Here is a 24,521-nt window from a genome sequence, read left to right as displayed (position 1 = left end):
CTGTGGGGGGACACGGGGCTGCTGATGAAGCCTCGCCGGCGCTCGGGGTCCGGGCCGGGACCGGGGGTCACGGGACCGGGTCGGACCTGGAGGGCGGGGCTCCGGTCTTCCTCCCCGGAGCCCCGCCTCGGATCAGCAGGCGCCCTGGTCGCGCCAGACTCCCCACTCCCCCGTCGTGCCCGGCTCCTCGCCCTGCGTCCACCACTGGGCCTTCCAGGTGTGGCCCTTGTGGGAGACCAGGCCGCCGCCCGTGTACACCGCGGTGCTCGACCAGGCCGCCGCCGTGCAGCCCGTCTGCGGGGTGCTCGGGGTCGGGCTGGGGGTCGGGTTCGACGGAGAGGGGGACGGTGTCGGGTTCGAGGGGGACGGCGTCGGGTCCGGGGTCGTCGGGGAGCCGCCGACCGCGGTCACGATGTCGTTCAGGAGCGTCGTGCCCTCGTCCAGGCCGAGCAGGGAGTACATCATCGCCCCCGCCAGGCCCCGGTTGTGGGCGTAGTCCGCCCGCGCCTGGATCGCCCGCTTGTCGAGGCCGGTGAAGAACTCCCCGTCCTTGTAGAAGTAGGCCGCCTTCGCCTCGTCGTCCCAGAAGGTCGTCGCCGCGTTGTCGACGATCCCGCCGAGTTCCTTGTAGTGCGCGATGCCCGGCTGCCGGCTCACCGGCCGCGCGGTCGACGCGCCGGTCGCGGACTGGGCAAGGCCGTTCCTGGCGCCGGCCGGGACGCCCTTCCAGCCGCGGTAGTAGAACTCGTACCCCAGCGTCAGCTTGTTCGCCGGGAAGCCGCCCGCGATTCCGTACGCCGCGTTCCCGTCCAGCCACGCGTCGATCGCGTTGTCGACCGAGTACTTCTGGGTGCCCGGCGCGATCGGGTCCGTCGGGTCGGACGCCGGGGAGTGCAGCGGCGACTGGTGGTACGTCGGCCCGTCCGCGTCCCAGGCGCCGTGCATGTCGTACGTCATGATGTTCGCGTAGTCGAGGTACGCGCCGATCTTGTCCGTCTCGATGTTCTTGATCTTGTCCTGGCCGGCCGGAAGCGCCGCCGTCAGCAGGTACTTCTTTCCGCCGTGCGCCGTGCCGTACTCGTCCAGTTGCTTGCGGAACTCCGCGAGCAGCAGCGTGAAGTTGGCCTTGTCCTCGGGGCCGTAGTGGTTGCCGAGGTGGCCGCTCGCCGAGCCCGGGTACTCCCAGTCGATGTCGATGCCGTCGAAGATCCCGGCCGCCGTGCCCGCGCCGCCGTAGCCGCCCTCGACGGGCAGGTCGCCTGCGATGTACTGCTTGACGCAGGAGGCCACGAGCTTCTTGCGGCTCGCGTCCGTCTTGGCCGCGTCGTGGAAGTACTTGGAGTAGGTCCAGCCGCCGAGCGAGATATTGATCTTCAGCTTGGGGTACTTCGCCTTCAGCTCCTTGAACTGGTTGAAGACTCCGACGATCGGCTGGTTCCAGGTGTCGGCCACTCCGTCGACGCTGTCCGCCGCGGCGAAGGACCGCTGGTAGTCGGCGTACGAATCGCCCGCGCCGTCACCGGCGTTGGGGTTGGCGTCGTCGCCGGCGGCCTTGTTGGCCTCGAAACAGGTCAGGTCGGTGGGGTGGATGTTGCCGAAGGAGTAGTTGATGACATCGAGCTTGCCCGCGATGCCGCGGGTGTCGAGGTGCTTGGGGTAGAAGGCGTTGCCGTACACGCTCCACTGGTCGTAGTACGCGATCTTCACCCCGCCGGTGGACACGGCGGCGTCGGCCGCCTGGGCCGAGCCCAGGCCGACGGATGCGGCCAGGGCGCCGGCGGCGAGCGCCACACTCGTGAGCGCGGCGATCAGGGGTCTGCGGGAGCGCACAGGCTTCCTCCGAGGGGGGTGTGCGGAACAGGAGTGGAAGAAGAGATAGCGATCCGGCCACCCCCGAGTCAATGGTCTGAACCAAATGAGGACTAGACCATTTTCTTGACGAAACCGCTTGTCAGACGCCCATCCCCGGTATGCGAAACCGCCCGCCACCATCGGTGACGAGCGGTTTTAGGACTCCCTTAAGGCCGGGCGGCCAGGCGGTTCAGGAAGGAACCACTTCGGCCGGCACATCGTAGGCATCGGCGATCAGTTCGTACGAGCGCAGCCGTACGTCACCGCCGTGCGCATTGGCCGTGATCATCAACTCGTCGGCGCCGGTGCGCTTCTGGAGGTCGTCCAGACCGGCACGTACCGCATCCGGCGTGCCGTGAATGACGTTCAGCAGCCAGCTGTCCACGAACTCCCGCTCGACGGGGCTGAATTCATAGGCCGCCGCCTCTTCGGGCGTCGGGATGAGACCGGGCCTGCCGGTGCGCAGCCGCAGCATGGCCAGCGCGCCGGTCAGCACCTGCCGACGGGCCTCCGCCTCGTCGTCCGTCGCCAGCGCGGAGACGCCGATCAGGGCGTACGGAGCCGCCAGCGCGGCGGACGGACGGAAGGACTCGCGGTAGAGGTCGAGGGCCGGGACGGTGTTCTGCGCCGAGAAGTGGTGGGCGAACGCGAACGGCAGCCCGAGCACTCCGGCCAGCCGGGCACTGAAACCCGAGGAGCCGAGGAGCCAGATCGGCGGACGGGACGAGGGACCCTGGACCGGGCCCGGAACCGCATGGATACGGGCGTAGGGATGGCCGTCCGGGAAGTCGTCGTCCAGGAAGCGGGTGAGCTCGGCGAGCTGCTGCGGGAAGTCGTCCGCGCCCTCGTTCAGCCGGTCCGTGCGCCGCAGGGCCGCGGCCGTCGCGCCGTCCGTGCCGGGCGCGCGGCCCAGCCCCAGGTCGACGCGGCCCGGGGCGAGTGCCTCCAGCGTGCCGAACTGTTCGGCGATGACCAGTGGCGCGTGGTTGGGGAGCATCACGCCGCCCGAGCCGAGACGGATGCGCTCGGTGTGGGCGGCGAGGTGGGCGAGGATCACGGCCGGGGACGAGGAGGCGACGCCCGGCATGGAGTGGTGCTCGGCGACCCAGTGGCGGTGGAAGCCCCGGCGCTCGGCGAGCCCGGATATCTCCACGCTGGTACGCAGAGCGTCGCTCGCGGTGCGGCCGGCTCCGACCGTGACCAGGTCCAGTACCGACAGCGGTACGGGTGCGGATCCGATCGCCGTGCCTCGAATGTCGTCCACCGGTGAGCCCTCCCACGCATGAAGTCGCATACAGCACAGCCGAACAGGAGGGTCTCTCCGTTTATTCCCGACCGGGGGTCACTCGCGCCTGGCGAAGAGGGTGCCGAGCTTCGGCGCCCAGGCCCTGCGGTCCGCCAGCCGCAGCCCCTCCCACACCGTCACCTGGTTCGCCGTGAGGACCGGCTTGCCCAGCAGCTCCTCCAGCTCGGGGAGGTACGCCGCCGTGTGCAGGGCCGTGTCCGGCAGCAGGACCGCCTCGGCGTCCGGGTGGTCACCCGCGCGCGCCAGCTCCAGCACCTCGCCCCGGCCCCAGGTGCCGACCTCCGCCGCCGTGACGATCCCGCTCGCCCGGTCGGCGACCACCTCGGCCCCCGACGCCTTGAGAAAGGCGGTGAACAGGTCGGTCACATCCTGCGGATAGGTCGCGGCGACCGCGACCCGCGCGGCGCCCAGCGCCGCGACGGCGTGGGTGAAGGCGAACGACGTGCTCGACGCGGGCAGTCCCGCCGCCCTGGCCAGGGTGCGGATCTGCTCGTGGGCGCCCTCCCAGCCGTACACGAAGCTTGCGCTGGTGCACGCCCAGACCACCGACTCCGCGCCCGCCAGGCGGAGTTCCTCCACGCCCTCGGCGAGTCGGCCGGCCTCGCCCATCCGCAGGAGCGCGTCGACACGATGGGCGTCCTCGCCGATGTCGGTGTGGAAGACGGGCAGTCTGATGTCGCTGTCGAGCAGCACCTCGAAGCGGGGATAGTCGTCCTCGGCGGAGTGCCCCGGGTACAGAAGTCCCACCGTGGTCATGTCCAGCCTTCCTGTTCTTCCGGCTCGGTCGTCGGCTCGGTCGTCGCCACCGTCGCCGCCGGGTCCAGCAGCAGTGCCTGATAAGGGCCTACCGCGTGCACCCCGATCCTGCGCAGGGCCGCCCACATCGTCACCTGGTTCGCGGACAGCACCGGCATTCTCAGTTCGGCCTCCAGCTGCGGGATCGCGTCGTACGTCGGCAGATTGGTGCAGCTGATGAAGAGCGCGTCCGCCGCGCCCACCACCGCCTGCCGCGCCATGTCCACCACCGACCGGTACGGCACCTTCCAGATGTGCCGGGTCAGCCCGAGAAAAGCGCGGCCTGTGACGGTTGCCCCGGCTTCGGCCAGATACTCCTCCAGCGCCTGGGTGACCGACTCCGTATAGGGCGTGACCAGGGCGATACGAGCGGCGCCCAGCTCGCCCAGTGCTTCGAGCAGGGCGCCGGACGTGGTCAGGGAGGGCACTTCCCCCGCCGAGGTCATCGCTTCGCACATGGCCCGCTCGCCGGCGAGCCCGCCGACGAAACTTCCCGATGTGCACGCGTAGGCGACGATCTCGGGCTCGGACGCGCCGAGTGCCCGGACCGCGTCGGCCAGTGTCTCGTGCTCGCTCACCAGCCGCGCCAGGTCGAGGGAGACCTCGACAGGCACATAGGGCGTGCGGGTCAGCCGCAGCGAGACATCGTCGGGGACCCAGCGCCACAGCTCGCGGTCCAGGGCGAAGTCGAACGGGGCGACCACTCCGACACCCCGCTGGGGGTGTGGTCCGCCGAGAAAGGAGACATCCATCGCAGGCCCCCTCAAGCGTGTTGTTGACGACGTTAGGTTCGGGTGCGAGCGTGGTCAATCGGTACATGTCAGACTCCCCCGTATGCCCTGCGGGTACGGGAGCCGCCCCCATCGAAACGGTTTCCGCTTGATGTCCGAACCCACTCTTCTGGTGCTCGCGGCCGACCCTCCGCCCCGCCTCGGGCGACTGACCGGACGGGTTAAGGTCCAGTACGCGGACGAGCAGACACTGGCCCGTCAACTCCCTGACGCCGACGTGCTGTTGGTCTGGGACTTCACCTCCGACGCGGTACGCGCCGCCTGGCCCGGCACAGGCCCGCGACCCCGCTGGGTGCACACCCCGAGCGCGGGCGTGGACCGCCTGCTGTGTCCGGAACTGATCGCTTCCGACACCGTGGTCACCAACGCCCGGGGGGTCTTCGAGGAGCCCATCGCCGAATACGTCGCCGGACTGGTGCTGGCGATGGCGAAGGACCTCCCGGGCACCCTGGAACTGCAGCGGCAGCGGCGCTGGCGCCACCGCGAGGGCCTGCGCGTCGCGGGCACCCGGGCGACGGTCGTCGGCGCGGGCCCGATCGGCCGTGCGGTGGCCCGCACGCTGGAGTCCCTCGGGGTCACCGTCGCCGTCGTCGGCCGTACCGAGCGCACCGGCATCCACGGCACACGGGAACTCGATCCGCTGCTCGCCCGCGCCGACTGGGTGGTCTGCGCCGCGCCGCTCACCGAGGCGACGCGCGGGATGTTCGACGCGCGGCGCTTCGGACTGATGCAGCCGTCGGCACGGTTCATCAACGTGGGACGCGGCCCCCTGGTCGTCGAGGACGACCTCGTCGCCGCGCTGAACAAACGCTGGATCGCGGGCGCGGCGCTCGACGTCTTCGTCTCCGAGCCGCTCGCGCCCGCCAGTTCGCTCTGGGACGTTCCCGGGCTGATCGTCTCGCCGCACATGAGCGGCGACACGGTCGGCTGGCGCGACCGTCTCGGCGAGCAGTTCGTGGAACTGTACGAGCTGTGGGAGGCCGGAAAGCCGTTCCCGAACGTGGTCGACAAGAAACGTGGGTACGTCCCCATGCATGACGTCTCCGCTGACTGACCTCACCGCTCACCAACTGCTGGCCGGCTACGAGCACGACGACTTCACGCCCGTCGACGCGACCCTCGCGGCACTGGAGAGGATCGAGGTGGCGCAGCCGCTGGTGAACGCCTTCGTCCGGGTCGACGCCGACCAGGCGCTGGCCCGGGCACGCGCATCCGCCGAGCGCTGGCGCAAGGGGGAGCCGCAGGGACTGCTCGACGGAGTCCCGGTGACGGTCAAGGACCTGCTGCTGCAACGCGGCGGACCGACCCTGCGCGGCTCCACCACCGTTCGCTCCGAGGGCGGTTGGGACGAGGACGCGCCGTCCGTCGGTCGGCTGCGCGCGCACGGCGCGGTCTTCCTGGGCAAGACGACGAGCCCCGAGTTCGGCTGGAAGGGCGTCACGGACTCCGCGCGGCACGGGGTGACCGGTAATCCGTACGATCCGGCACGGACGGCGGGCGGATCCAGCGGCGGCAGCGCGGCGGCCGTGGCACTCGGCGCGGGCGCGCTCTCGCTCGGCACGGACGGGGGCGGTTCGGTCCGCATACCCGCCTCCTTCTGCGGGATCTTCGGTCTGAAGCCGACGTACGGGCGGGTGCCGCTGTATCCGTCCAGCCCCTTCGGCACGCTCTCCCATGTGGGCACGATGACGCGCGACGCCGCGGACGCGGCGCTGATGCTCGATGTGATCAGCGGCGAGGACTGGCGCGACTGGTCGCACCTGGGCCCGGCCGACGGGGTGCGCGGCGCACTCTCGCAGGGTGTGAAGGGGCTGCGGATCGCCTACTCGCCGTCCTTCGGCGGCCAGGTGGCGGTGCGCCCGGCAGTCGCTTCAGCGGTGCGGCGGGCGGTGGGGGCGCTGGCGGGTCTCGGCGCGTACATCGAGGAGTCCGACCCCGACATCTCCGATCCGGTGGAGGCCTTTCACACCCTGTGGTTCAGCGGCGCGGCCCGGCTGCTCCAGCCGCTCGGCGCGCATCAGCGGGAGTCGCTGGACCCGGGGCTGCGGGAGATCGCCGGCATCGGGTCGCGGTACAGCGCCCTGCAGTATCTGGCGGCCGTGGACACCCGGATGGAACTGGGCCGGCGGCTGGGCCGCTTCCACACGTCGTACGACCTGCTGGTCACCCCGACGCTGCCGATCACCGCGTTCGAGGCGGGGGCGGAGGTGCCGGCACACTCGGGGCACCGGCGCTGGACGGGGTGGACGCCGTTCACCTACCCCTTCAACCTGACGCAGCAGCCGGCGGCGACCGTGCCGTGCGGGGTGGACGAGTCGGGGATGCCGGTGGGGGTGCAGCTCATCGGGGCGCGACATGCGGACGGTCTTGTCCTGCGGGCGGCGCACGCGCTGTACGAGTCGGGCGCGGCGACGATCCCGGGGCCGCCGGCGTTGTAGGCGCGGGGCTCCGTCCCGAACCCGTTCCTCCGACCCGGTCCTCCGACCCGAACCCGGTCCCCCCGAAGGGGCCGGGGCCGAGCCCTGGCCGGTCAGTCGGCTCGCCGGAAGGAGAGTGTTTCGCCCAACGCACCTCCGCGCCACAGCCCCTGGCACGCCTCGGCCATCTCGTCGAGCCCCTCCACCACCGTCCCCCACACGATCCCCGGCACCCACCCCACATCGCCGTTGAGCAGCAGATTGTTGCGCTCGTAGAACAGCGCGAGATCCACGACCGTCCGGCGGCCGTGCAGGGCCGCCCCGTCGCCGTAGCCGTACGACGACGTGCCCAACTCCACGTCGGAGAAGGTGAAATAACACAGATCACCGGGAATGGGGGTGACTGTCGGGTTCTCCAGCGGCGGTTCCCGCTCCGCGAAAGCCGGAAACAGGGCATAGATCTCATTGCGTGCGTACTTCGCGTGGTACACGTCCCCCGCGAGGGGCAGCGCGTCCCAGACCGCCGCGCACGTCAGCGGGGCCTTGTCGTCGAGGAGCTTCGCGGTGCAGCGGACACCGCGCTTGTCGAGGGCTACGGTCACGTATCGGTCGGACATCCCGTAGGCATACCCGGGCAGGAGCCGGGTAGCCGCGCGCCCATGGCTCGTACACGACTGACACGAACGATTCGCAGACGCACAGTGCTGCTCGGCGCCACCGCCGTCGGCACCCTCGGCGCCGCGGGCGCGGCAGGCTGCAGCCGGGTCCCGTCGGGCGATGCCCTGGCCCGGCTGAAGTCCCAGCGCACGGTGCGCCTGGGGATTGCGGGTGAGGTGCCCTACGGCTATGTCGACGACCAGGGCGAGTTCACCGGCGAGGCTCCGGAGCTGGCCCGGGTGATCTTCAAACGGCTGGGGATCGATCATGTCCAGCCGGTCGCGACGGACTTCGCCTCGCTGATCCCCGGCCTGAACTCCCAGCAGTTCGACGTCGTCTCGGCCGGGATGTACATCAACAAGGAGCGCTGCGAGCAGGTCGTGTTCGCCGACCCCGAGTACCAGATGCTCGACTCCTTCATCGTACGCAAGGGCAATCCCAAGAACCTGCACAGGTACGAGGACGTGGTGAAGGCGAAGGCGAGTTTCGCCACCGGCACCGGCTACGCGGAGATCGGTTACGCGGTCGCCGCCGGCTTCCCCGAGAAGGACATCGTCATTCTCCAGGACCAGGTGGCCGGGCTGAACGCCGTCGAGTCGGGCCGGGTCGACGTCTTCGCGGGCACGGCGCTGACCACCCGCGAGGTGGCCAGGAAGAGCAGCAAGGCCGAGGCGACCGAGCCCTTCGCCGCCGTCGTCGACGGCAAGAAGAAGATCGACGGCGGCGGCTTCGCCTTCCGTCCCACCGACACCGAACTGCGGGACGCGTTCAACGTCGAGATACACAAGATGAAGGAGAGCGGCGAACTCTTCCGCATATTGCGGCCGTTCGGCTTCACCAGGAACGAGATGACGACGCTCACCGCCGAGGAGCTGTGCCGATGACAGCCGGACTCTGGCAGAACTGGGTGCTCCCCGGCATATGGACGACGATCCAACTGCTGGTGTACAGCGCGGCGCTGGCCGGACTCGTCGCCTTCGCCGTCGGTATCGCCCGCACCCACCGCTCACGCTTCGTCCGCTTCCTGGCGGGCCTCTACACCGAGATCTTCCGCGGCACGTCCGCGCTGATCCTGATGTTCTGGCTGTTCTTCGTGCTGCCGCCGCTGCTGGGCTGGCAGCTGGTCCCGGTGTGGGCCGCGGTGCTCGCTCTCGGCCTCTCCTACGGCGCGTACGGCGCCGAGATCGTCCGCGGCTCCCTGAACTCCGTCGCTCCCGCCCAGCGTGAGGCGGGGATCGCCCTCAGCTTCTCGCCGTGGCAGCGGATGCGGCTGATCCTGCTGCCCCAGGCGGTGCCCGAGATGATCCCGCCGTTCTGCAATCTGCTGGTCGAACTGCTCAAGGGCACCGCGCTGGTGTCGCTGCTCGGCGTGGGTGACGTGTCCTTCGCGGCCTACCTGGTGCGCCTCGCGACCCAGGAGAGCGCCCAGATCTACACCATCAGCCTGGTCATCTACTTCGTGATCGCGTTCGTCATCACCCGCTCGATGAAGGCGCTGGAGAAGAGGACCAAACGCAACATCGGCGTCGCGGTCATCGGAGGTGGCGCGAAGTGAACTGGGACTGGTCCGCGGTCGCGGACTTCATGCCGCGCTTCTGGGACGGCGTGCTGATCACGCTCCAGATCCTGGTGCTCGGATCGCTGATCTCCTTCACGCTCGGCCTGGTCTGGGCGATCGGATTCCGCGCGCCCACGCGTTTCGTACGGTGGCCGGTGAACGTGATCACGGAGTTCATCCGCACCACACCCCTGCTGGTGCAGCTCTTCTTCCTCTACTTCGTGCTGCCCGAGTGGGGCGTGCAGTTCTCGGCGCTGACCACCGGCACGATCGCGATCGGGCTGCACTACTCCACGTACACCGCACAGGTCTACCGGGCCGGCATCGAAGCCGTGCCGGCCGGACAGTGGGAGGCGGCGACGGCCCTGAGCCTGCCCGCCCACCGCACCTGGTTCGCGGTGATCCTGCCGCAGGCGGTCCGGCGCATCACACCGGCGCTCGGCAACTACGTCATCGCGATGCTGAAGGACACGCCACTGGTCGCCGCGATCGGTGTGCTGGAGATGCTCCAGCAGTCGCGCCTGGAGAGCGCGTCGACGTTCCAGTACACGGAGCCGCTGACCGTGATCGGCATCGCCTTCATCCTCATCGCCTATCCGGCTTCCCTTCTCGTACGAGCCCTGGAGCGCCGCCTTGTCCGCTGACACCCCGACCACCGGCACCACCACGAAGTCCGACGAACTGATCCGCTTCGAGAGAGTGACGAAGCGCTTCGGCGACAACACCGTGCTGGACGACCTGTGCTTCTCGGTGAAGCCCGGCAAGCACGTCACTCTCATCGGCCCGTCCGGCTCCGGCAAGACGACGATCCTGCGGCTGCTGATGACTCTGGAGACACCCGACGAGGGCACGATCCAGGTGAACGGCAGCCGGCTGTTTCCGGCCGCCGAGAAGGAACGCCGTGCGGCGCGCAAGCAGATCGGCATGGTCTTCCAGCAGTTCAACCTCTTCCCGAACATGACCGCTCTGCGGAACATCACCGAGGCCCCGGTGCGGGTGCTCGGCATGTCCAAGGACGAGGCGGAGGTCCGTGCCAGGGAACTGCTGGAGCTGGTCGGCCTCGGCGACCGCTGGGACGCGAAGCCGACGCAGCTCTCGGGCGGCCAGCAGCAACGGGTGGCGATCGCCCGCGCCCTGGCGATGCGCCCGCAGGTGCTGCTCCTCGACGAGGTGACCTCGGCACTCGACCCCGAGCTGGTGGCCGGCGTCCTGGACGTGCTGCGGGACATCGCCCGCTCGACGGACATCACGATGCTCTGTGTCACGCACGAGATGAACTTCGCCCGGGACATCTCCGACGAGGTGCTGATGTTCGACGCGGGGAAGGTGATCGAGTCCGGCTCTCCGGAGAAAATCTTCTCGGATCCGGAGCACGAACGTACTCGCGAGTTTCTCGGCGCGGTGCTCTGACCACTCCCTCAGAGTGCGAAGTGTGACTCTGACATATGCCAGGTGATTGCGCCCCAGATGAAGGGGCTGGGGCGCCCCACATTCTCGCCAACAGCCGCCCCTGAAACGGCTCTTGGCCGCTATCGTGGTACGGAAGCTTGCGGTCACAACCTGCTAGGGGGAACCGTGGCGCTGAAGCCCGAGCCGACCGCGCCGTTCCACTCGGTGCAATACGTCTTGCGTGTCCTGGAGACGATCTCGAAGCACGGTGGCGGTGTCACCGATGTCCAGGTCGCACGCGAGACCGGTCTGCCGACCGGCCATCTGGCTCCCATGCTGACGATGCTGCGCCGCGAGGGCTATGTGGAACAGGTCGCGGACGGCGCCTATGTGATCGGTGACTCACTGATACTCCTCGGCTCTGGAGTCACCCGGCAGCAGGCACTGGAGGCGAAACTCCAGGAGACGCTCACCGAACTGCGCGACTCCGTCGGCGCTGCCGTCTACATCAGCCGGTACATCGACGGCGAGGTGAAGATCACGCAGTACGCCGACGGGCCACGCGCCCCGAAGGTGAACGAATGGGTGGACTTCCGCTCCGCCGCCCACGCGAGCGCGGTCGGCAAGTGCCTGCTGACCCAGCTGGATCTGAACGGCCGCCGTGACCACCTCTCGCGCCACAAGATCGCCCGGCTGACCTCGCGGACGATCACCAGCGAGAAGCTGCTCTTCTCCAAGCTGGACGCCCAGCCGGCGACCGTCCCGGTCCTGGACCTCCAGGAGTACGCCGTGGGCACGGTCTGCGCGGCCGTCCCGCTGACGGCGGGCTCGGCCGTGGGCTGCCTGGCGCTCTCGATGCCGATCGAACACGCCCACCGACTGCGCGCCGCGGCGGACACGCTGAACCGCAGGGCCGCGCCGGTGGTGCTGTCGCTGGCGATCTAGAGAGGGCCGGCGGATGTCACGGGCAGCCGTCCGGACCAGGTAGTATTAACGAGTCGGCAGGCGCCGCTAGCTCAGTTGGTTAGAGCAGCTGACTCTTAATCAGCGGGTCCGGGGTTCGAGTCCCTGGCGGCGCACAGACGGAAGAGGCCCCTCGCGAGCAGCGAGGGGCCTTTTCGTGTGCCGCGCTCGGCCGGACCCCGCTCGGCGGGAGCCCCTCGGACGGACCGAAGCGGGCGGCCTCCGCGGTGGGTCTCCCCGGCCGGTGGCGTCGGCCCGTCTCAGCGCCCGAGCAATCCCTCCCGCCCGTGCTCCCCGTACTCCTCCCGCAGCCCCTCCCGATCCCCCTCCGTCAGCCGCCGGTAGCCGCCCCCGCCTGAATGCCGCCCGCTCCACCACACCTCGCCCTCGTCGAACCCCGCCCTTCGCAGGCCCACCCGGTGGACCTTGTTCGTCGCCGTCACCGGGAGGGAGCGCATCACGCGGACAAAGCGCGGCGCCATCTTGGTCCCCAAGTCCTCCTGCTCCGCGAGGAAGCCGGCGAAGGACACCGGGTCGAACGACGTCCCCTTGCGCAGTGCCATCGCAGCCATCACCTGGTCGCCCGCCACCGGGTCCGGGACGGCGTAGACGGCGACGGCCGCCGCGTGCTCCCAGCGGGAGAGGATGTTCTCGATCATCGCGGCGGCGAGGTTTTCGCTGTCGACCCGGAGCCGGTCGTCCGTACGGCCCGCGAACCAGAGGAATCCGTCGGCGTCGCGGAAGAACAGGTCGCCGGTCCAGTACCAGCCGCCCCGCGTCCTGGCCGCGTCCGCCTCGGGGTGGCGCCAGTAGCCCTCGAAGGGGTTCGGGCCCCGGTTGACCAACTCCCCTATCGCTTCTGACCCGTTCAGCAGCCGTCCGTGCTCGTCCACCACGGCCGTGGCCCGTTCCTTGCCGGTGTCGGGGTCGACCACCGCGAGGTCGTCGCCCGGGGCGGCCCGCCCTGTCGCCCCGGCGGGGGTGTCGGGGGTCCGCTGGATCGCCGCGCCGCCCTCGGAGGAGCCGTACCCCTCGACCAGGCGCACTCCGAAGCGCGCCTCGAATCGGGCCGCGTCGACCGCTCCCGCCTCGGTGCCGAAGCCGAGCCGCAGCGCGTGCTCGCGGTCGTCGTCCCGTTCGGGCGTGGCCAGCAGATACTGCACGGCCCGTCCGACGTAGGTGAAGTAGGTGGCGCCATGGGCCCGTACGTCGTCGAGGAACCCGGAGGCCGAGAAGCGGCGGCGCAGCGCGATGCCCGCACCGCCCGCGAGCGCCGGCGCCCAGTCGGCGATCACGGCGTTGCCGTGGAACATCGGCATGCAGATGTAGTGGACGTCGCTCTCGCGCACACCGAAGTGCCGCACCAGCGACGCGCCCGCCGCCGCGAGCCGCCCCTGGGAGCAGATCGCGGCCTTGGGCGCGCCCGTCGATCCTGAGGTGAAGTAGAGCAGCAACCGGCTGCCGGGCCCGACCGGCCCGAGCGTGGCCTCGCCTGGTTCGGCGGCGGCGTACGGGGCGAGCAGCTCGGCGAAGGCGTCGGAGTCGGTCACCAGCACCCGTGTCCCCGGCAGGTGGAGCCCGTCGAGGAGGGGAAGGCGGGAGCCTTCGGTGACCAGCACCCGGCAGTCGGTGTGCACGATGTCGCGGGCCAGTTCGGCTCCGCGACGGGTCGGGTTGATCCCTGCGACGGCGGCTCCGGCCAGGGCCGCCGCGCTGAGCCACAGGGGAAACTCCGGGGTGTTGTCGAGCAGTACCCCGATGTGCGGCTCCGCTCCGCGCGGCACGAGGTCCACGAGGAGCGCGGCCCGTGCGGCGGCGCCCGCGGCGACCTGGTGGTGGCTGAGGGCGAGGGTCTCGCTTCTCAGCCCCACCCGCCGGTCGCCCCACTGACGCCGCACAAGCTCCGCAACGGTGTCCGCATCCGCGTTCCTCATGGCGCCGCACGGTAACTGACTACCTGTCAGAACTGAACATCCGAGCAGGCGTAGAAGGCTTTCCCCGTGTCGTGCACGGTCCACACCGCCAGGATCAGATGGCGGCCGGAGCGCTGCGGGAGACTGCCGGAGTGGGACAGGGTCTCCGGCGGCTGGTTGCCGCCGTAGGGGACGGTCAGGAACGGCTGCGACTCAAGCGCCGCCCTGGTCAGCGGCTGGTTGGGGTTCCAGCCGCTCTTGGTGATGAAGTACTTGAAGTCGGTCGTCCGGTGCCGGGCCGTGAACCGCCACCGGAAGGTGTGGTTCTGACCCGAGGAGACCTTGGTCGTTGGCCATGCACCGCCGCGCGGGTCGTCGAGCTGCGCGAACTGGCCGAGGCCGCCCGCACAGATCCTTCCGTCGGCGGGACCGGCGGCCGGGAAGCCCTTGGGGCCCTCGACGCTCTGCGGTTCCCACTGAATGGGGCCGCAGTTGGTGACTGTTCCGTTGGCACAGAGCTTCTGGCGGCTGATGGGGGACTCGGTGTAGCCGTGGCTGCTGGCGCTGCCGGTGGCGAGCAGGGTGGTGCCCGCCACGACGAGGCCGACCACGGCCGCACCCAACTTCTTGCGCATGCTTCGCTCCAGGAGAACGTGGGGGAGTTCTGTGGGCCGTGCTGCACGCGTGCGGGGTGGTACGGGTTCCGGTCTAGACCAAGTCTCAGGGTATTAACGGAACTTGAACATGTCCAGACCAATCACGTACCTTCCACCGCCCCCGAACGGGCGGTGTAGAAGGCGACCGTGAGGTCCTTCACCAGAGCCTTGCGCTCGTAGTCGTCGAGCTCGACGAGACCCCGCGCGGTCAGCCGGCCCACCGTGTCGTGCACCGCGTCCACCACGGATGTCAGCACACTGTCCCGGTGCTTCGCGTCGATCGCCGCGATCCGTCTGCGCTGCATCGCGGCCGCCACCTCCGGCGCGTACTCGATCCCCGTCGGCTGCGCCGAGAAGACCTCGACCCCCACCGGAGCGCACTCCGCCGACAGCATCCGGGTCAGCGCGTCCCCGACCGCCTCCGCGTCGCGCAGCGTGGGTGCGTCCTCGTGGAAGGCGTCCGCGGGCAGTTGGGAGAGCACCCGCGCCATCGACGACTCGACCTGCTCGCTCAGATACTCCTCGTGGTCCTCTACGGCGAGCACGGCACGCGCGGTGTCGGCCACCCGCCACACCACGAGAACGACGACCCGCAGCGCGGTCCCGTCCGCGTCGACCGCGGGCATCGGCTCGCTGCGCCAGTGGCGCAGCCGTACGTCGACGCGGCGGCGCAGCACCAACGGGCTCACCCACACCAGTCCCGTACGCCGCACAGTGCCCTGATAGTCGCCGAAGAGGGAAAGCACCCAGGCATATCCGACCCGTCCACGGCCGAGCCCGCCGAAGGCGAAGAGCACCAGGAGCACTCCGAAGGCGAGCAGGCACCACAGGCCGATCCCGATGCCGTGGTACGGGTACGGGGTCAGCCCGAACGGCTTCGTCACCGAGGCCGGCACCGCCCCGGCCCCCCACAGCAGTGCGCCGATCCCACCGAGCGCCAGCGCCCCGGCGACCAGTCCGGTCCAGCCGGGCAGCACGGACGCGGGCCGCTCGGCCAGGTCGGGATCGACGGGCGGCGCGGGACGCGTCACGGCGGCCGGATGCGGCGGCGCCGGTCTGCGTGCGACCTTCGGCTGCTCGCCCGTGCCCTGTCGGCGTCCGACGACGGCGGAGCGCAGGGCGACCGGCTGGGAGTCGTCGTCACGGAAGAGAAGATGCACCGGGATCTCGGTGGTCGCCTCCTGGGCGATGACCGGGGTGCGCCGCGGGCCGTCGGCCGGAATGCCGCCGTCGGGCTCCGAGCTCATGGTGTTCATGACTGCCACCTCTGCTGATGTGTTCCGTGCTGCGTAGTTCGGGGGGAGGCCCGCGCGCCGGGCGGAGTTCGGGTGCCGGGCGAAGCCGTCGGGCCCGGCCGGGCCGGTCGTGCCTCGCCGGGCAGAGTCGCCCTCGCGGTCCGGACCCGCCTCGCCAGGCCGGCTCCGCCTCAGGCGAAGACCCGGCGCCAGGTCTCGGGCCCGGGCTATCCGTCCGCCGCCACTCCGCTCCAGCCCTGGGCACGCTGGAACGCCTCGACATTGCGCCGGTCCGACTCGCCCCAGCGTGCCCCCGGACCCGCTGTGTAGTGCGCGCCGTAACCGCGCTTGACCAGTTGCCGGCCGAGCTGGGTGACGTGCGCGCCGGACCGGCCGGGGCGGAAGAACCCGCTCCCCGGGTAGTCCGGGGGCTTGGCCGCGCTCGTACCGCCGGGGCCGTTCGCGCGGGCCGCCGGGATGTTCTTGCCCTGCCTGGCCACCAGCAGCCGCCAGGTCTCGGCGCCCGGCAGCCCGTCCGCGTCCGTGCCGGTCCAGCCCTGGGCGATCTGGAACGCCTGGGTGGCCCGCCGGTCGGCCGCGCCCCAGACCGGTCCGGAGCCCTTGGGGTAGAAGCGCTTGCCGCCGCGGGCGATGAGCATGTCGCCGAGCCTGGTGACGTACTCGTTGTTGGCGCCGGGACCGAAGGAGCTCATGCCGGGATAGGCGTCAAAGGAGGTGGAGCCACCGGCCGTGGCCGTCTGGACAAGGCCGTTGTAGCGGTAGGGCACATAGCGGTCGGCGTTGGTCCAGTACCCCATGGGCGTGACCTGTTTGCGGGTGTTCGGCTTCGTCTGCTCGTACGCCGTGTAGTAGGTGTGCGTGTAGTCCGCCCAGCCGCCGAAGATCGTGACGTGCGAGCCCCTGGTCGGATTGTCCGGGTTGTGGAAGAGCAGGATGTCGCCGGGCTCCAGCTCCTCGCGCTTGATCCTGGTGGCGAACTTCGAGAGGCTCCCGGTCCATTCGTTGCCCGCCAGGTTCCAGGCCATCGACACATAGCCCGAGCAGTCCTGACGGTAACCGTCGGACCAGTACGCCTCCATGCTGTACGGGACCTCGGCGGCCACCCACTGCTTGGCACGGTTGATGATCTCGGCGCGGGTGACCGGGCGCAGCGGCGCCGGGGTCGTCGCGGGCTTGCCCGGGGGCCCCGGCAGCGGCCTGCCGTGCAGCGGGCCGATGCCGCCCTGCTCGGTCGTGGGCTGGGGGTCGTGATCGTCGTAGTCGTAGTCGTAGTCGTAGTCGTAGTCGGCGTCGGCGTCGGCGTCGGCGTCGGCGGCGGCCGGAAACGCGACCGCGCCACCGGACACGCCGACGGCCGCCGTGGCGACGGCACCACCGGACGCCGCCGGGGACCCGAGGGACCCGGCCACGACAAGGCCGGCCGTGTCCGCCGCCGCCGCGCCCGCCCCGCCGCCGAGCACCACACCCGCCGCGGTGAACAGGGCGAGTGCGCGGCGGCAGCCGTGAGCCGCCGGGTGCTGCCCCGCGGCCAGCGCCCGGCGCCGCTGGGCACACCCGGCACAGGCGCAGTCGGCTGCTGGCTCGAACTCCTCGAAAACCGGCACGGTCATACGTGGCCCCTGTCACTGATCCAACCGTCACGTTTGATCGCATTTTGACGGAATGCCGGTAATAAAAGACGATTCGACAGGCCGGAACGATCAGATAATGGTCAGGAGCACCTCTCACCGTCCGGTAGAGTTCTCCAGGTCAGCAGGCGCCGCTAGCTCAGTTGGTTAGAGCAGCTGACTCTTAATCAGCGGGTCCGGGGTTCGAGTCCCTGGCGGCGCACGCATTACCGAGGCCCCCTCACGTTCAGCGAGGGGGCCTCGGTCGTTCCTGCAGTCCTTTTCAGCCCCCCTCGATCTCTCGCACAGATCTTCGCAAGGGTCCCTCAAATCGCACATTTATCCGCATACCATCTTGATTCACCCTTGCGATCATGACCAGGGTCGTAGAACCTATCTGGAGTCATTGCCTCCAATGGGGCATCCGTTTCGCGTAGTTGGGGGTAGTACAGACGCATTGTTCCGTTGCCGGTCGCCGGGGGTGGGGCCCCGTACGCGAACCGAACATGCGACGGGCATGATGCAACCGACCGGTGACTGTTCCGTGTCTGTGCGAACAGTGACCGGTCACTGAATCTGTCCAGGACAACTGGTCGAGGGGGACCGGGGTCAGGACGCAGGAACCGAAACCACATCACACGCAGCCAGCATGCGTGCGGGGGGATGACTCATGACGTCGACGCCGAGCGGCGCCGAGCAGCACAACGACCCTTCCCGAACGACCCAGCTCCGGGTACCGGCCAATCTGCGCACGGGCGGCCACCGGCCGCGGTCGAAAAAGGCGCTGCCCCGATACGACTACGAGCACTACAGCCGACTCGCCGGCCCCCTCACCCAGCCCGACCCCACCAAGCCGTACACAGTGCAGTACCGCTCGCTGCTCTCACAGGAGCCGCACCGCATACGGGCGGCCCTGCTGCTCGGAGCCGCGCCGCTGGTCTCGCTGGGCCTGTTCGCCTGGCTGATGCAGCCCCAGCACTGGACCGAGCGCGACCCCAACCTCAAGAACGACACACTGCTCATCCTCGACATCGTCATGCTGGTCTCGATCGGTCTGATCGAGCTCTTCCGCACGATGAACGTCCTGTCCAACGCGCACGCGACGCTGGTGGCACGCGATCCGGTCCCCGTGGTGCCCGAGAGCGGCACCAAGGTTGCCTTCCTCACCTCCTTCGTACCGGGCAAGGAGCCCCTGGAGATGGTGACGAAGACCCTGGAGGCGGCCGTCAGAATCCGCCACCGGGGGCTGATGCACGTCTGGCTGCTCGACGAGGGCGACGACCCTGCCGTCAAGGAGGTGTGCGCCCGGCTCGGCGTGCACCACTTCTCCCGCAAGGGCGTCCCGCACTGGAACCAGGCCACGGGCGCGCACCGGGCCAAGACCAAGCACGGCAACTACAACGCCTGGCTCCAGGCGCACGGCGACAACTACGACTTCTTCGCCTCGGTCGACACCGACCACATCCCGCTGCCCAACTATCTGGAGCGGATGCTCGGTTACTTCCGGGACCCGGACGTCGGCTTCGTCATCGGCCCGCAGGTGTACGGCAACTACGACAGCTTCGTCACCAAGGCCGCCGAGTCCCAGCAGTTCCTGTTCCACGCCCTGATCCAGCGCGCGGGCAACCGCTACGGTGCGCCGATGTTCGTCGGCACCTCCAACGCCGTACGCATCAAGGCGATCAAGCAGATCGGCGGCCTGTACGACTCGATCACCGAGGACATGGCCACCGGCTTCGAGATGCACCGCGCCAAGAACCCCGACTCGGGCAACAAGTGGCGCTCGGTCTACACCCCGGACGTGCTGGCCGTCGGTGAGGGCCCCTCGGCATGGACCGACTTCTTCACCCAGCAGCTGCGCTGGTCCCGCGGCACGTACGAGACGATCCTCAAGCAGTACTGGAAGGGCTTCTACTCGCTGCCCGCGGGCAAGCTCTTCAACTACACCATGATGATCATCTTCTACCCGATGTCCGCCCTCAACTGGATCCTGGCGGCACTGAGCTGTGCGCTGTTCCTGGGCATGGGCGCCTCGGGTGTACAGATCGACCCCGCGATCTGGATGATGCTGTACGGCAACGCCTCGGCCCTCCAGATCGGCCTCTACATCTGGAACCGCCGCCACAACGTCTCGCCGCACGAGCCCGAGGGCTCCGGCGGGCTCGCGGGCATGGTGATGTCCGCGCTCTCCGCGCCGATCTACGCACGCTCGCTGATGGACGCCGTACTGCGCCGCAAGAGCAAGTTCGTCGTGACCCCCAAGGGCGACTCCTCCAGCCCGGACACCCTCTTCGGCACGTTCCGGATCCACCTCTTCTTCATCCTCGTCTTCGGCGGATCGCTCGGTGCCTCGTTCTTCAACGGGCACAGCCATCCGGCGATGATCACCTGGGCCACGCTGGCCCTGCTGATCACGGCGGCGCCCATCTTCGCCTGGCAGCACGGCGTCCGGGCCGAGAAGAAGAAGCGCCGAAGGCGGCGCGGCGGCGGGCAGCCGCCGGCCCGGCAGCCGGGGAAGGTGCCGCAGCAGCGGCCCGGAACCGCCGCAGACCAGACCATGCAGATCGCCCTTGGGGGACGTAAGAAATGAGCACGCTGCCCGTCCGGCCGAACCACCGCAAGAACAGGGCCCGCCGGATAGCGATCGGTGCCGCGGTCATCGTCGCGGTGGCCGGGTTCAACGGACCCGCGATGTGGCGGTTCGGCTCCGAGCAGTACCACGACTACAAGATCAACAAGCCGGAGTACAAGGCGGCCAACGGCCACTGGGACTTCCTCGACGTCCCGGCCGAGTACAGGATCAACTCGATTCACGCCGCGCTGCTGCACACCGGCAAGGTGCTGCTGATCGCCGGATCGGGCAACAACCAGAAGAACTTCGACGCGAAGAAGTTCGAGTCGGTGCTGTGGGACCCGAAGACCGGCGACTTCAAGAAGATCCCGACGCCCAAGGACATGTTCTGTGCCGGGCACACCCAGCTGCCCGACGGAAAGCTGCTGATCGCGGGCGGCACCAAGCGGTACGAGAAGCTCAAGGGCGACGCCACCAAGGCCGGCGGACTGATGGTCGTGCACAACGAGGACCCGGACGAGCCCAAGACCCTGCCCGCGGGAACCAAGTTCACCGGCAAGAAGAACGGCAAGACGTTCGTCTCCAAGGACCCGGTCCTGGTCGAGAAGGCAAAGAAGATCTTCGACCCGGCCACCGGCAAGTTCCTGCGGACGGAGGCCGGGCTCGGCCGGATCTATGTCGAGGCCGAGAAGTCCGGTACGGACCACGAGACCGGCACCGAGGACAACTACCGCGTACAGGGCCTGTCCGGCTCCGACGCCCGCAACGTCTACGGGATAGCGCAGAAGCTCGCCCTCGACAAGAAGGACTTCCAGGGCATCAAGGAGGCCTACGAGTTCGACCCGGTCGCGGAGAAGTACATCACCGTCGACCCGATGAACGAGGCCCGCTGGTACCCCACGCTGACCACCCTCAAGGACGGCAAGGTCCTCTCGCTCTCCGGCCTCGACGAGATCGGGCAGATCGTCCCCGGCAAGGACGAGATCTACGACCCGAAGACCAAGACGTGGAAGTACACCGGGATCATCAGGAAGTTCCCCACCTACCCGGCGATCTTCCTGATGGACAACGGCAAACTTTTCTACTCCGGCTCCAACGCCGGGTACGGCCCCGCCGACGTCGGCCGTAAGCCGGGCGTCTGGGATCTGAAGACCAACAAGTTCGATGTGATCCCCGGGCTGAGCGACCCGGACCGGATGGAGACCTCGGCGACGGTCATGCTGCCGCCCGCGCAGGACCAGAAGTTCATGGTCATCGGCGGCGGCGGCGTCGGCGAGTCCAAGAAGGCCAGTGAGAAGTCCCGCCTGGTCGACCTCAAGGCCGCCAGCCCCCGCTTCAAGGACAGCGCCTCACTGGAGAAGGGCACCCGCTACCCGAGCGCCTCGCTGATGCCGGACGACTCCGTCCTGGTCACCGGCGGCTCCTCGGACTACCGCGGGCGCGGCGGCTCCAACGTCCTCCAGGCGCGCAGGTACGACCCGAAGACCGGCACGTACAAGCGGCTCGCCGACCCCGCGGTGGGGCGCAACTACCACTCCGGCTCGGTCCTGCTGCCCGACGGCCGTGTCATGATCTTCGGCTCGGACTCGCTCTTCGCCGACAAGGACAACACCAAGCCGGGCGTCTTCGAGCAGCGCATCGAGATCTACACCCCGCCGTATGTCTACCGGGACGCCAAGCCGGTGGTGAGCGGCGGCCCGAAGTCCATCGAGCGCGGTGGCACGGGGACGTTCAAGGTGACGTCCGAGGGCGGTCCGGTGAAGACGGCGAAGCTGATACGGCCGAGCGCGGTCACGCATGTCACGGACACCGATCAGCGCTCGATCGCGCTGGACATGAAGAAGACCGCAGACGGGATCGAGGTCACCGTGCCGAAGAACCGGGCGCTGGTGCCGTCCGGTTGGTACATGCTCTTCGTGACGGACGGCAAGGGGACGCCGTCCAAGGGCGTCTGGGTCGAGGTCCCGTAGGACCGTACGCACTGCGCGCCCCCGCTATTACTTCGCGCCCCGTGCCGTTACTTCGCGGCGCGGGCCGTTACTTCGCGGCGCGGGCCGTTACTTCGCGGCGCGGGCCAGGCCGAGCGCGTACTCCGGCCACCACTCGCCCGCCTTGGGGCCGCCCTTGCACTCGCCGTCCGACTCCCCCGGCCGCTTGACCCACAGATAGGCGTCCACGAGCGGGTCGCCCGTCGTCGCGGTCGGCGGCTCGCCCAGCGCGCGGCCCGGCGGATTGCACCAGTTCTCCGCGGGATCGCCGCCGGTGTAGGGGCCGTTGCCGTTGCGGCTGGTGTCGATGACGAAGTGCTTGCCGCCGACCTTCGCGGAGAGCTTCTTGCCGAAGTCCTTGCTCACGGCCGTCGGAAAGAAGTTGGAGACATTGACGGAGAAGCCGTCCGCCGCCGCGAGGCCGGCCCTGCGCAGCGGGTCGAAGAGCGCGTCGGGCTCGGACCAGCCCGCGTTGCCCGCGTCCAGGTAGACCTTGGTCTTCGGCTGCTTCTTCAGCCGCTCGACCGCACCCTTCAGCAGGTCGAAGCGCTCCTCGTGGAACTCCTCGGGCGTACAGGTGTCCACCAGGTGCAGCACCGCGTCCGGCTCCAGGATCACCGTCGCCCGGCGGCCCCCGATGCCCTTGGCGACCTTGTCGACCCAGGACCGGTAGGAATCGCCGTCGGCGGCGCCGCCCTTGGAGAACTGTCCGCAGTCACGGTGCGGGATGTTGTAGAGCACCAGCAGGGCGTCCCGGTCGGCCTTGGCCGCCGCCTCGGTGAATCCCTTGGCCTCGGCCTCCGGATTGTCCGGGCCGATCCACTCACCGACCGGCTGCTCGGCGATCCTCTTGATCAGCTCGGCGTTCTTGTCGTCGCCGTCCTTCTCGTAGGCGGCGACCTGCCGGGCGGCCTTTCCTTCGGGATTGACCCAGTACGGGTCTTTCGCCTTGGGCTGCTGGCTCACCGCGGGCTTCTTGTCCTCGCCGTCGGCGTCGGAGGAACAACCGGCGAGCAGCAGTACCGCCGTACCCGCCGCGGCCACGCCCAGACGGGCACGCCCGGTGGAACTCCCGTACATCCACTCCCCCTTGGTGCACTTGCCGGCATCCGCCCCCCGGCTTCTCCCGGACAAGACCGGTCGAATCCATCCTGGCACACCGCCGAGGACCACCACGAGGCATCCCCTCACGATCCGCGAAGGATGCGCAGGGCCCCGTGCGATGCGAACGCACGGCGACCGCTTCGCGACATGGCGTCATGTTTCCCTAGGCCAAACCACTTCCCGGCTCTAGAGTGTCGGCAACGACCCGGGCCCGGGTGAGCGCCACCGCACCACCAGAGCCCTCCCGTGCCGGTGCCGGGCTTCTCCCGCAGCCCGTGCGCCCACGGTCGAGGACCAGCCCGGCCGGCGGCTCCGGGGGGAGCGTGTCGTCGGCCGGGCCTGGCCGTTCATGGGCTCGCCGCGGTGAGGTAGGCCGACACCACCACGTTCGCGTCGTACGTGCCCGTCGCGCGGTCGAAGGTGCCGCCGCAGGTGATCAGCCGCAACTCCGCCCGCCCGTCCTCGCGCGGCCCGTAGACCTTGTGCGGATCGAAGCCGTCCCGGCCGAAGACCTGAATGTCGTCGATGGTGAACTCCGCTACCGAGCCGTCGGCCCGGGTCACCCGGATCTTCTGGCCCGGGCGGGCGGTGCTGAGGCTGTAGAAGACGGCCGGTTCCGTGGCGGTGTCGACGTGGCCCACGAGCAGCGCCGCCCCGGGCGCGCCCGGCTGCGTACCGCGGTCGTACCAGCCGACCGTGTCCGGCATGGCGTACGGAGGGGGGTCGACCGCGCCGCTCGCGTCGAGTCCGCGCGGGACCACGGGGGCCCTGACGCCTATCGCGGGTATCTCCACCCGGTCGGGTCTGACCGGCGCCAGCGGGTCGTGCGGGGGTGGCAGGGGCGTGCCCTGCGGTCCGACCGCGGCCACGTCCCCGGAGGCCGGCGCCGAGGCGCCGTCGGTCATGCCCCGGCCCCAGAGCCACAGCCCGAGCAGAAGCACCACCCAGGTGAGCGAGCCGAGTAGCCGGCCGGTCCCCGCCGAGCGTTCGGCGGCGGACACGTCAGTCCGCGTCCGTGCGGCTCCGCCGTGAGCTGCGGAAGGCCACGGCGACCGCCGCCACGCCCGCGAGGACGAGGCCGATCACAGCGTGCGGAGTGCCGGGGCCCGTCGCCTGGACCCGGTCCGCCGTGCCCGCGGCGAGGACCGCGGTGCCGCCGCCGCCCGCGCGCACCGGTGCGACCGGGCTCGACTCCTGCGACGGCGTCTTCTGCGGGTGCGAGGTCGGCGGGGCCGAGAGCTCCTCGACGATCTTGATCCGCCCCGATCCCGGGTGGTCTCGGCCGTCACAGGTGACGGTGATGGCGTACGCCCCGGCGCGCACGGAGGCTTTCAGCCTCGTCCTACCGGTCAGGCCCTTCGCGCCGCTGCTGCCGGTCAGCTCGATGTCCGTGGCGAAGACCAGGGACGTGGCCGCCGCGGTCGCGCCCTTGCAGCCCGAGACATGGAGCTCGACGGCGCTGCCCGGGAGCGCCCCGGAGGGGGAGACCGTGACTTTCACCGTGTCATCGGCTTTTGCCGTGCCACCCGCGTACGCGGCGGTGGCGGGCGCCAGGACCAGGACGGCGGCGGCCCCTGCGGCACGGAGAGCAATCAATCCTGAACACATCGTGAACCTCCTGATACGGAAAGATTCACGCGTCTGGCGCGTTTTCGCATCCGCTGGAGCGGGCCAGAGGCTCGTGGGAGCCTCTGACCT

At 69.7% G+C, this 24,521-nt stretch carries 21 protein-coding genes and 2 tRNA genes; 11 read left to right on the top strand and 12 right to left on the bottom strand.

Annotation, left to right across the window (positions count from 1 at the left end; genetic code table 11):
• Window positions 1-132: 132 nt before the first annotated feature.
• From OG293_RS22860 to OG293_RS22845, 4 genes are all read right to left on the bottom strand, one after another.
• On the bottom strand, window positions 133-1,830 hold the full coding sequence (locus OG293_RS22860) for a glycosyl hydrolase family 18 protein (protein ID WP_406000643.1): 1,698 nt from the start codon (window positions 1,828-1,830) through the stop codon (window positions 133-135).
• A 211-nt stretch (window positions 1,831-2,041) separates the two neighbouring features.
• On the bottom strand, window positions 2,042-3,115 hold the full coding sequence (locus OG293_RS22855) for an LLM class flavin-dependent oxidoreductase (RefSeq protein ID WP_406000642.1): 1,074 nt from the start codon (window positions 3,113-3,115) through the stop codon (window positions 2,042-2,044).
• A 78-nt stretch (window positions 3,116-3,193) separates the two neighbouring features.
• Complete coding sequence (locus OG293_RS22850; protein WP_406000641.1) at window positions 3,194-3,913, bottom strand: decarboxylase; 720 nt, start codon at window positions 3,911-3,913, stop codon at window positions 3,194-3,196.
• Window positions 3,910-4,704: a decarboxylase gene (locus tag OG293_RS22845; RefSeq protein WP_406000640.1), complete on the bottom strand. Its 795-nt coding sequence runs from the start codon at window positions 4,702-4,704 to the stop codon at window positions 3,910-3,912. Before OG293_RS22845 ends, OG293_RS22850 begins: the two co-directional genes overlap by 4 nt.
• A gap of 130 nt (window positions 4,705-4,834) precedes the next feature.
• Between OG293_RS22845 and OG293_RS22840 the strand changes: the two genes are divergently transcribed.
• Together OG293_RS22840 and OG293_RS22835 are read left to right on the top strand one after the other, a co-directional pair.
• On the top strand, window positions 4,835-5,797 hold the full coding sequence (locus OG293_RS22840; protein WP_406000639.1) for a D-2-hydroxyacid dehydrogenase: 963 nt from the start codon (window positions 4,835-4,837) through the stop codon (window positions 5,795-5,797).
• On the top strand, window positions 5,778-7,181 hold the full coding sequence (locus OG293_RS22835) for an amidase (RefSeq protein ID WP_406000638.1): 1,404 nt from the start codon (window positions 5,778-5,780) through the stop codon (window positions 7,179-7,181). Before OG293_RS22840 ends, OG293_RS22835 begins: the two co-directional genes overlap by 20 nt.
• 92 nt (window positions 7,182-7,273) lie before the next feature.
• Here the strand turns inward: OG293_RS22835 and OG293_RS22830 are convergent, their stop codons facing one another.
• Complete coding sequence (locus tag OG293_RS22830; protein ID WP_406000637.1) at window positions 7,274-7,777, bottom strand: DUF3830 family protein; 504 nt, start codon at window positions 7,775-7,777, stop codon at window positions 7,274-7,276.
• A 42-nt stretch (window positions 7,778-7,819) separates the two neighbouring features.
• Between OG293_RS22830 and ehuB the strand changes: the two genes are divergently transcribed.
• The 6 genes from ehuB (at window position 7,820) to OG293_RS22800 (ending at window position 11,843) form a co-directional block, all read left to right on the top strand.
• Entirely contained in the window at window positions 7,820-8,701 is an 882-nt protein-coding gene (gene ehuB / locus OG293_RS22825) for an ectoine/hydroxyectoine ABC transporter substrate-binding protein EhuB (protein ID WP_406000636.1), read from the top strand.
• The gene (ehuC, locus tag OG293_RS22820; protein ID WP_406000635.1) at window positions 8,698-9,372 is read left to right on the top strand and encodes an ectoine/hydroxyectoine ABC transporter permease subunit EhuC; all 675 of its coding nucleotides are present in this window, start codon (window positions 8,698-8,700) and stop codon (window positions 9,370-9,372) included. The genes ehuB and ehuC overlap by 4 nt, the downstream gene beginning before the upstream one ends.
• Window positions 9,369-10,019: an ectoine/hydroxyectoine ABC transporter permease subunit EhuD gene (ehuD, locus tag OG293_RS22815; RefSeq protein WP_406000634.1), complete on the top strand. Its 651-nt coding sequence runs from the start codon at window positions 9,369-9,371 to the stop codon at window positions 10,017-10,019. Before ehuC ends, ehuD begins: the two co-directional genes overlap by 4 nt.
• Window positions 10,009-10,785 carry an ectoine/hydroxyectoine ABC transporter ATP-binding protein EhuA gene (gene ehuA, locus OG293_RS22810; protein ID WP_406000633.1) on the top strand — a complete coding sequence of 259 codons (777 nt, stop codon included), beginning with the start codon at window positions 10,009-10,011 and terminating at the stop codon, window positions 10,783-10,785. Before ehuD ends, ehuA begins: the two co-directional genes overlap by 11 nt.
• A gap of 165 nt (window positions 10,786-10,950) precedes the next feature.
• Window positions 10,951-11,709 (top strand): IclR family transcriptional regulator, encoded by a 759-nt coding sequence (locus OG293_RS22805; RefSeq protein WP_406000632.1) that lies wholly within the window; start codon window positions 10,951-10,953, stop codon window positions 11,707-11,709.
• Window positions 11,710-11,769: 60 nt separating this feature from the next.
• Window positions 11,770-11,843: transfer RNA gene (locus tag OG293_RS22800), tRNA-Lys, on the top strand.
• A 144-nt stretch (window positions 11,844-11,987) separates the two neighbouring features.
• Here OG293_RS22800 and OG293_RS22795 read toward each other — a convergent pair.
• From OG293_RS22795 to OG293_RS22780, 4 genes are all read right to left on the bottom strand, one after another.
• Window positions 11,988-13,661, bottom strand: coding sequence for an AMP-binding protein (locus OG293_RS22795; protein ID WP_406000631.1), 1,674 nt, complete (start codon window positions 13,659-13,661; stop codon window positions 11,988-11,990).
• Window positions 13,662-13,687: 26 nt separating this feature from the next.
• The gene (locus OG293_RS22790) at window positions 13,688-14,275 is read right to left on the bottom strand and encodes a lytic polysaccharide monooxygenase (RefSeq protein WP_406000630.1); all 588 of its coding nucleotides are present in this window, start codon (window positions 14,273-14,275) and stop codon (window positions 13,688-13,690) included.
• A 122-nt stretch (window positions 14,276-14,397) separates the two neighbouring features.
• On the bottom strand, window positions 14,398-15,552 hold the full coding sequence (locus tag OG293_RS22785) for an SPFH domain-containing protein (RefSeq protein ID WP_406000629.1): 1,155 nt from the start codon (window positions 15,550-15,552) through the stop codon (window positions 14,398-14,400).
• Window positions 15,553-15,758: 206 nt separating this feature from the next.
• Window positions 15,759-17,162 (bottom strand): peptidoglycan-binding protein, encoded by a 1,404-nt coding sequence (locus tag OG293_RS22780; protein ID WP_406000628.1) that lies wholly within the window; start codon window positions 17,160-17,162, stop codon window positions 15,759-15,761.
• Between the two features lie 146 nt (window positions 17,163-17,308).
• Here OG293_RS22780 and OG293_RS22775 point away from each other — a divergent pair.
• The 3 genes from OG293_RS22775 (at window position 17,309) to OG293_RS22765 (ending at window position 21,701) form a co-directional block, all read left to right on the top strand.
• A tRNA-Lys gene (locus tag OG293_RS22775) sits at window positions 17,309-17,382 on the top strand.
• Window positions 17,383-17,829: 447 nt separating this feature from the next.
• Window positions 17,830-19,749, top strand: a complete 1,920-nt coding sequence (locus tag OG293_RS22770) for a glycosyltransferase family 2 protein (protein WP_406000627.1) — start codon at window positions 17,830-17,832, stop codon at window positions 19,747-19,749.
• Complete coding sequence (locus OG293_RS22765) at window positions 19,746-21,701, top strand: galactose oxidase-like domain-containing protein (protein WP_406000626.1); 1,956 nt, start codon at window positions 19,746-19,748, stop codon at window positions 21,699-21,701. The genes OG293_RS22770 and OG293_RS22765 overlap by 4 nt, the downstream gene beginning before the upstream one ends.
• Window positions 21,702-21,788: 87 nt before the next feature.
• On the opposite strand, the gene OG293_RS22760 is transcribed toward OG293_RS22765, so the two are convergent.
• From OG293_RS22760 to OG293_RS22750, 3 genes are all read right to left on the bottom strand, one after another.
• The gene (locus OG293_RS22760; protein WP_406000625.1) at window positions 21,789-22,799 is read right to left on the bottom strand and encodes a glycoside hydrolase family 6 protein; all 1,011 of its coding nucleotides are present in this window, start codon (window positions 22,797-22,799) and stop codon (window positions 21,789-21,791) included.
• Between the two features lie 371 nt (window positions 22,800-23,170).
• The gene (locus tag OG293_RS22755) at window positions 23,171-23,824 is read right to left on the bottom strand and encodes a class F sortase (RefSeq protein ID WP_406000624.1); all 654 of its coding nucleotides are present in this window, start codon (window positions 23,822-23,824) and stop codon (window positions 23,171-23,173) included.
• Window position 23,825: 1 nt separating this feature from the next.
• Window positions 23,826-24,431 carry a hypothetical protein gene (locus tag OG293_RS22750; protein WP_406000623.1) on the bottom strand — a complete coding sequence of 202 codons (606 nt, stop codon included), beginning with the start codon at window positions 24,429-24,431 and terminating at the stop codon, window positions 23,826-23,828.
• Window positions 24,432-24,521: the final 90 nt, after the last annotated feature.

The organism is Streptomyces sp. NBC_00829, from assembly GCF_045161795.1.
Lineage (GTDB): Bacteria > Actinomycetota > Actinomycetes > Streptomycetales > Streptomycetaceae > Streptomyces.
The sequence above is the reverse complement of the archived record's forward strand: the minus strand, read 5'-3'. Positions and strand labels throughout refer to the sequence as shown.